Source organism: Aminobacter sp. P4_H6_2 (assembly GCF_056400805.1).
Genome location: NZ_JBFUKO010000015.1, coordinates 20,945 through 28,161 on the forward strand (window position 1 = coordinate 20,945; position 7,217 = coordinate 28,161).

Consider the following 7,217-nt stretch of genomic DNA (forward strand, 5'->3'; position numbering starts at 1 on the left):
AATGCGTAAGCGGATTGAAAAATACACGGCGCTTGTCGTTCAGCCCCATGTCGAAGTGGCGGTTGACCGGGCGGGCATCAAGCGGAACCTGCAGCGCGCCCTTGATCTGATCGATTTTGGTGTCGGCTATCATTGGGAAGTGCCCGTTCGCCTGGCGGTTTTCCCCGAATACTTCCTGCAAGGCGTCACGACACCGGGCAAGGGTGAGCACGGTCTGCAGGATTTCATGAAGAAGGCCATCACCTTCGAAGATGAAGAGATCCAGATCCTGATCGAAAAGTGCCGTGAATACGACATGTATATCGCTGGCGGCGGCTTGATCGAAAAGGTCCCCGAGTTCCCCGATCGCTGGTTCAACACAGCTTTCATCCTTGGCCCGAATGGGGTCGAGCTGAAGTATCGTAAGTATCACATCCCGGCCTCGATCGGCCTGGGCACCTCGCCCCATGATATGTGGGACGAATATACCGCCGTCTTTGGCGACAGGATCGAAGACCTGTTCCCGGTGCTGGATTCTCCCATCGGCAAGCTGGGCTGCATGACCTGTCATGACGGCTGCACGCCCGAAGCGTCCCGCGCCCTCGGCTATAACGGCGTGGAGGTGATTTGCCATCCGGTGGCACTGCAGGAGATGGAAGGCGTCTCGGAGCCTTGGGATTTCTGGATGTTCACCCGCCGCACCCGGGCCCACGATAACATGGCCTATCTGCTTGGGTCGAACTGGGGCACGGTCGACTACAAGTACTATCCCAAGGCCTTCTGCGCCGGAAACTCGTTCGGTATCGACTATACCGGCATGGTCATGAGGCACGCGCCTTACCCTGAAGAGCAGGTCCTATCGGTCACCATCGACATCGAAGCGCTGCGTGAGCACCGCACCCAGATCAATCACAACACATGGGTTGATTTGCGCACCGAAGCCTTCGGCAAGATTTACGAAAAGCCGATCTATCCACCCAACCTGTTCCCTTCGGGCAACCCGCCGCGCAACCTCGCGCACAAAATGCAGGGCGCCTACACCTCGATGGATCAGATGTACGAGCGTGGCCAGTTCGTCATGCCGTTCGACAAACAGGGCATGAAGCATTCCGATTTGCTGAAATCCCGTATTTCCGGCGCGCAAGCGCGCGGAACCCTTCGGAAAGACTGAACCCATGCGTGTGGTCACACCCATCGCAGACATGGATATCACCATCGACACCTTGCGGGTCGAGGGTGGTGCGCTGGTCATGGAAAACGCGGCGAAAGATGCCGTGCGTACCCGCGCCGTCCTGGCTCCAAGGGACGTCAGGGTCCTGTTCGGGGCCATCCTGCGCCCGAGTGTCATCTGGTTCGCAATCACCTGTTTGTTTCGCTCCGATGAAGCGGTGTCGGTGAAGGCCGATACCGATTTCGAAGATCATCCAACTTCCAATCCCTGGTAAGGCAACGCCTATGAATCAATCCCTGAATACGGCCGACACTAAGGTCCAGACGGGTGCTGATATTCTCGTTTCGGCACTCAAGGCCAATGGCGTCGGCACCATGTTCGGCTTGCCGGGTGGACAGCTGGATAATTTCTTTGACGCGATCCAGCGCACCAATGGTGGCATGAACATCATTCGCAGCCGTCACGAGCAGGGCGCCGCCTATATGGCGTTCGGCGCGGCCCGTTCGACGGGCAAGCCAGCAGTGTTTTCGGTGGTTCCCGGTCCCGGTATCATGAATGCCATGGGCGCTTTGTCCACGGCTTGGGCCGCCAACGCGCCCGTCCTGAGCCTGTGCGGTCAGATTCCGAGCGATGCGATCGGGTCGGGGCGCGGCTATCTGCACGAGATTCCCGATCAGCTGGCCACGATGCGGTCCATGCTGAAGTATGGCGAGCGGATCAACACCCCGCACGCGGCCCCGCTCTTTATCAACGACGCCTTTGTGGCGATGCAGACGGGCCGTCCCGGTCCGGTGCATCTGGAGATGGCTCCGGATGTGATGGCTAAGAACGCGCGCACCGTGTCGTGCCACGCCGCTGTCTTGCCTGAGACACCAAGCGCCAACGGCAACGATATTGCCGAGGCCATCGCGCTGCTCAAGAGCGCCAAGCGCCCGCTGATCTATGTCGGCGGCGGTGCGGTTAACGCGGCCAAGGAAGTCAACGCACTGGCGCAGATGATCGAAGCGCCGGTCACATGCTTCCGTTCGGGTCGCGGCATTGTCGATGATCGTGACTATCATGCCCAGGTCTTCCCGGCTGGTCGCCGGCTTTGGGCCGATGCTGATGTGGTGTTCGCCATCGGCACGCGCCTGAAATACCCACAGATGTATTGGGGCCTGGACGAAAGCATCAAAATCATCCGGCTCGATATCGATGCGCATGAATTCGACCGCTACGCCCAGCCAGCCATCGCGCTACATGGCGATGCCGGGGCGACCCTGCGGGCCATGCTGCCCGAACTCGATAAGGCACTGACAACACGGCCTGCCTCGCGTGAAGAAGAACTGCGCGCCCTCAAGGAGAGCCTGCATACCAAGATGGCTGCAAATGTTGCTCCACAGATGGCCTACCTCAAGGCTATCCGTGACGTACTGCCAGAGGATGGGATTTTCTGCGACGAGATCACCCAGGTTGGCTACACCTCGTGGTTCGGCCTGCCGATCTACAATTTGCGCGGGCATGTCAGCTGCGGTTTCCAGGGCACGCTTGGCTATGGCTATGCGACCGCGCTCGGCGTCAAGGCGGCTAACCCGGACAAGACGGTTATCAGCATTTCGGGCGATGGCGGGTTCCTCTTCACTGCTACCGAACTGGCGACTGCTGTTGAGTATGGCATCAAGCTGATCACCGTCGTGTTCAACGACAACCGCTACGCCAACGTCTACCGCCAGCAAAAGGAATGGTATGACGGGCGCTTCATCGCGGCCGATCTGCACAATCCAGACTTCGTCAAGTTTGCCGAAAGTTTCGGAGCCAACGCTATGCGCGTCGGCAATCCCGATGAGCTGCGCAAGGCCTTGGAAACAGCGCTTACGCTCGACGGTCCCACGATCATCGAAGCCCATCAGGAGCGCAATCTCCCCGCGCCTTGGCAATACATTCTTGAAGCGCCAGTCCGCGGCCCAAAAGCCCAAGAGCGAGCCTAAGGTCATGGCCATTCACCAGATATCAAAGCGCACTCTGGATCGACTGGAACGACCGGTTCCGTTTTGGGTGAATGGCCGGCCAATCGCTGCCGAGCAGGTGAGCAGTTTGGTCAATCCTGCGACCGGGGAGATCTTCGCCAAGGTCTGCGCCGGGTCGGCGCAAGACGTCGACAATGCTGTGGGTGCCGCTCGCGCGGCGCTCAACCACCCGGAATGGTCGGGGATGAACGCAGCGGTCCGCGCCCGCATCCTATGGCGGCTTGCTGAGTTGATCGAGGCGAATGCCGATGAACTCGGCGAGTTGGAAACCCTGAGCATGGGCAAGCCAATCGTCGCGTCGGCGCACATGGAAGTGCCGTTCTTTGCGGAAACCTTCCGGTATTTTGCCGGCTGGTGCACCAAGATTGCCGGAACGTCTGGCGCGCTCTCGTTCCCGGCCGGTGATTTGCATGGGCTGACGCTGCAGGAGCCCATCGGCGTCGTCGGCATGATCCTGCCCTGGAACGGTCCGCTGGTCATTGCCGGGTGGAAAATCGCGCCAGCTTTAGCGACGGGTTGCACCTGTGTCATCAAACCAGCCGATGCCACGCCTCTGAGCCTTCTTCGCTTTGCCGAATTGGCCAAGGAGGCGGGCGTGCCCGATGGGGTGATCAACATTGTAGCGGGCTCCGGTTCCGTTGTTGGCGCTGCCATTGCTGCCCACAATGATATCGACAAACTCGCTTTCACCGGCTCCACCGGCACCGGTCGGCGTCTCGTGCACGCCTCGGCCGATAGCAATCTCAAAAAGCTGACCCTGGAGCTTGGCGGCAAGTCTGCGGTTCTGGTGTTTCCTGATGCTGATCTGGATGCTGCGGTCGATGGCGCGGTCGATGCAATCTTTGGCAATTCGGGTCAGGTCTGCGTAGCGGGTTCCCGCCTTTATTTGCACAAATCTATCCGCGATGAGTTCGTCCGGCGTCTGCTGGCCAAAAGCCAAGCCCTGCTGGTGGGCGATCCGCTTGACCCGGCCAACCAACTCGGCCCGATCGCGTCACAGGCGCATCTGGAGACTATCCACGCCTATGTCGAGCAGGGTCTTGCATCCGGCGCAAAACTGCTTTGTGGCGGAAGGCAATTGCCTCGCGCCGGAAGTTTTTACGAGCCAACGATCCTTGCTGTCGAAAACCAAGGCAATGTTCTGGTTCAGGATGAAGTCTTCGGCCCGGTGCTTTGCGTGGCTTCATTCGAGACAGAGGAAGAGGCGATCGAGCTGGCGAACGGCACTCGCTACGGGTTGGCTGGCAGCGTCTGGTCCACCGACATCAACCGGGCAATCCGGGTGTCGCGAGCGCTCCATTGCGGCATCGTTTGGGTAAACACGCACAATATTCCCGATCTTGGTACGCCAATCGGGGGCTATGGCCAGTCTGGTTGGGGCCGTGAACTCGGCCAGCTCGGGCTGAGCGAATATCTGCAATCCAAGTCGGTGATGATCAAGGTGTCACCTAGCGGAATAGGAAGTAAGTAATGTCTGTTCAGGCGAAATCGACACTGTCGGAAATCAAGCCGTACGCCCAAGGCAAGAGCGCTATCGATGGGTTTGCCGAGCCAATCAAGCTGTCGTCGAACGAGTTGCCGTATCCACCGAGCCCCCATGCCGTGGCTGCCTTCCACAACACTGAAGTCAAGCTCGGTCGTTACCCCGATGGCTCGCAGACGGCGCTGCGCCGTGCGATTGCCGAAGTCTATGGGCTGGACGAGAAGAACATTTTCGCGGGGAATGGTTCCGAGGAAGCAATCGGGTTGGTCATTCGAACGATCCTTTCGGCCGGCGAAAAAATGGTCATCAGTGAAAACAGCTTCATGATGGCAGAAATCTACGCCCGATCCTGCGGGGCCGAAATTCACAAAGCCGCCGAGAAGGATCATTGCGTCGATGTCGATGCCATGATCGCGGCGGTCGATAGCAAAACCCGCATCGTCTATATCTGCTCGCCCAATAATCCGACCGGCACATTTACGCCGGCAACCGAACTTGCGCGCCTCGAAACAGCGCTGCCCGCCGGTGTGCTCCTCATCATCGATTCCGCCTATGCGGAGTTTGTCACCGACCCGGCCTATGATTGCGGGATCAAGACCCTGTTTAAGGCGGACGGTCGTGTCGTTGTGACCCACACCTTTTCAAAAGCTTATGGTCTGGCGGCCCAGCGGATCGGGTGGGCGGCCGCTCCTGATAGCGTGATCGACGCGGTTTCGCGCCTCAGAACACCATTCAACACCAACATGGCGGCGCTAAATGCGGCTGAAGCCGCGATGCGCGATCAGTCTTATCTGGCCGAGGTCACCTCCAGGATCAATGCAACGCGGGGCTGGTTCACCGAAACACTGCGGGCGCTTGGCCTGACTGTCGTGCCAAGCCATACAAACTTTGTGCTTATCGCTTTTCCACATGGTGGTACCGAGGCCCAAGAACTCGATGCGGTTCTGCAAAAGGCTGGCATCTTGGGGCGGCCAGTGTCCGGGAAAGCTAATGAATTCCGCATTTCCATCGGCACAGACGAGGAGATGCGGGCGACGTTGGGCGTTGTCGGGAGATGGATCGGCCGAGAGCCCACGACTATCTAGGCTCGCGTCAAAAAGGCGGTCCATGCCACAGCCGGACAGGCAGTGCCGCTCTAACATTTGGCCGGCATTAAGGGAGAGAAGATGAAAAACCAACTTTGTGCGTTGCTTGCATGCACGGCGCTTCTGAGCATCCCAACCACTGGCGTACTCGCCGATGGGGACATCTCACACAATTGGAATTCGGAAAGTGAGGTCGCAGCCATGCGCGTTTTCCGTGAAAAGTTCGAAGCGTTGGGTGGAACCTGGAAGGAAACGTCCTTCCCAGACACCGAGCAGAGTATTGCCTCGACCAAGACGCGCATCATTGGCGGCCAGCCCCCGATGGTGCTTCAGAGTTCCATGGGGGGGACTTTGAAGAGCTTTGCCGAAGGCGGCTTGCTACAAAACATGGACAGCGTGGCTACAGCCGAGGACTGGGATGCGCGTTTGCCGGAAGGCATAGCAGCAGGTGTCAAATATGAGGGGCACTATGTTGCTGCGCCGGTCTTTGTTGACATCATCAACTGGTTGTACACCAACAATGACGTGCTGGCTGCTTCGGGAGTGACTGCCCCAAACACCTGGGCCGAGTTCACAGATTCTCTGCCCAAGATCAAGGCTGCCGGCTTCATTCCATTGGCCTCTGGTGGCGAGTCYTGGCAGGAAGGCATCCTGTTCGACCATGTGCTCCTCGCTGAAGGCGATGCTGCTTTCTACAACCGCGTGATGAGCGGCGACAGCGAAGCTCTCAACAGCGACCAGATGCTCAAGGCATTCGAAGCGCTGGGTGCTCTGCGCGAATTTACCGATGATGGTAAGCCAGGCCGAAGCTGGAACGACACCAATAATTTGATCGTATCAGGCAAGGCTGCCTATTTCTTCATGGGGCCTTGGGCGTCCAGCGGATACTCGGATATGGGTCCTGAAGGCGAAAAGTGGTCCTGCCGAATAACACCGTGGTCCACGGCCCTCGCTGTGGTCGCTGATGGCTTCGAGTTCATCAAGGTGACCAAACCTGAAGATATCGCAGCGCAGGCGTTGTTTGCCAGTGCTGTAATGGACCCAGCAACTCAGATCGCGGCTGCCCATGCCAAGGGCACATTGCCTGCGGCTAAGGGTGCCGACCCGAGCCAGTTCAGAGGCTGCGCGGCCAAGGCAGTTAGCGCCATGCAGACTGGCGACACAGTCGACCACTGGAATGGTCGCACCAGCCTGGTTGCCAATGCTGTGAAGGACACTGTGACTGCGTTCTGGAATAGCGAAATGTCGGCCGAAGATGCGCGCAAGGCAATTGTCATCGCGATGCAGTAACTCTCCGATTGTCGCACTGCGTGCGGCAGATCAACTCCTACAGCGACTCGGCGGACCACAAGATGCGAAGTACCTCCAACCACATAATTGCATTGCTGGTTCTGATCCCCAGCGCCGTTGTCGCGATTTACTTCATCTGGGGATTTGGCGGCTACACGGTCTTTCTGTCAGCGACGAAATCAACGTTCTTGCCAGATTATAAC

Annotated in this window: 6 protein-coding genes and 1 pseudogene; all 7 read left to right on the top strand. The window is 58.5% G+C overall.

The window, feature by feature from the left end; translation table 11 throughout:
* Window position 1: 1 nt before the first annotated feature.
* Window positions 2–1,150, top strand: a complete 1,149-nt coding sequence (locus AC1DUU_RS02660; RefSeq protein WP_476781866.1) for a nitrilase-related carbon-nitrogen hydrolase — start codon at window positions 2–4, stop codon at window positions 1,148–1,150.
* A gap of 4 nt (window positions 1,151–1,154) precedes the next feature.
* The gene (locus tag AC1DUU_RS02665; RefSeq protein WP_476781867.1) at window positions 1,155–1,424 is read left to right on the top strand and encodes a hypothetical protein; all 270 of its coding nucleotides are present in this window, start codon (window positions 1,155–1,157) and stop codon (window positions 1,422–1,424) included.
* Between the two features lie 10 nt (window positions 1,425–1,434).
* Complete coding sequence (locus AC1DUU_RS02670) at window positions 1,435–3,117, top strand: thiamine pyrophosphate-dependent enzyme (RefSeq protein WP_476781868.1); 1,683 nt, start codon at window positions 1,435–1,437, stop codon at window positions 3,115–3,117.
* A gap of 4 nt (window positions 3,118–3,121) precedes the next feature.
* Window positions 3,122–4,627, top strand: coding sequence for an aldehyde dehydrogenase family protein (locus AC1DUU_RS02675; protein ID WP_476781869.1), 1,506 nt, complete (start codon window positions 3,122–3,124; stop codon window positions 4,625–4,627).
* A complete protein-coding gene (gene hisC / locus AC1DUU_RS02680; RefSeq protein WP_476781870.1) occupies window positions 4,627–5,724 on the top strand; it encodes a histidinol-phosphate transaminase in 1,098 nt (365 codons plus the stop codon). The genes AC1DUU_RS02675 and hisC overlap by 1 nt, the downstream gene beginning before the upstream one ends.
* An 81-nt stretch (window positions 5,725–5,805) precedes the next feature.
* Window positions 5,806–7,014 carry an ABC transporter substrate-binding protein gene (locus AC1DUU_RS02685; RefSeq protein WP_476781871.1) on the top strand — a complete coding sequence of 403 codons (1,209 nt, stop codon included), beginning with the start codon at window positions 5,806–5,808 and terminating at the stop codon, window positions 7,012–7,014.
* A gap of 20 nt (window positions 7,015–7,034) precedes the next feature.
* Window positions 7,035–7,217, top strand: a pseudogene (locus tag AC1DUU_RS02690) (hypothetical protein); the annotation flags it as partial.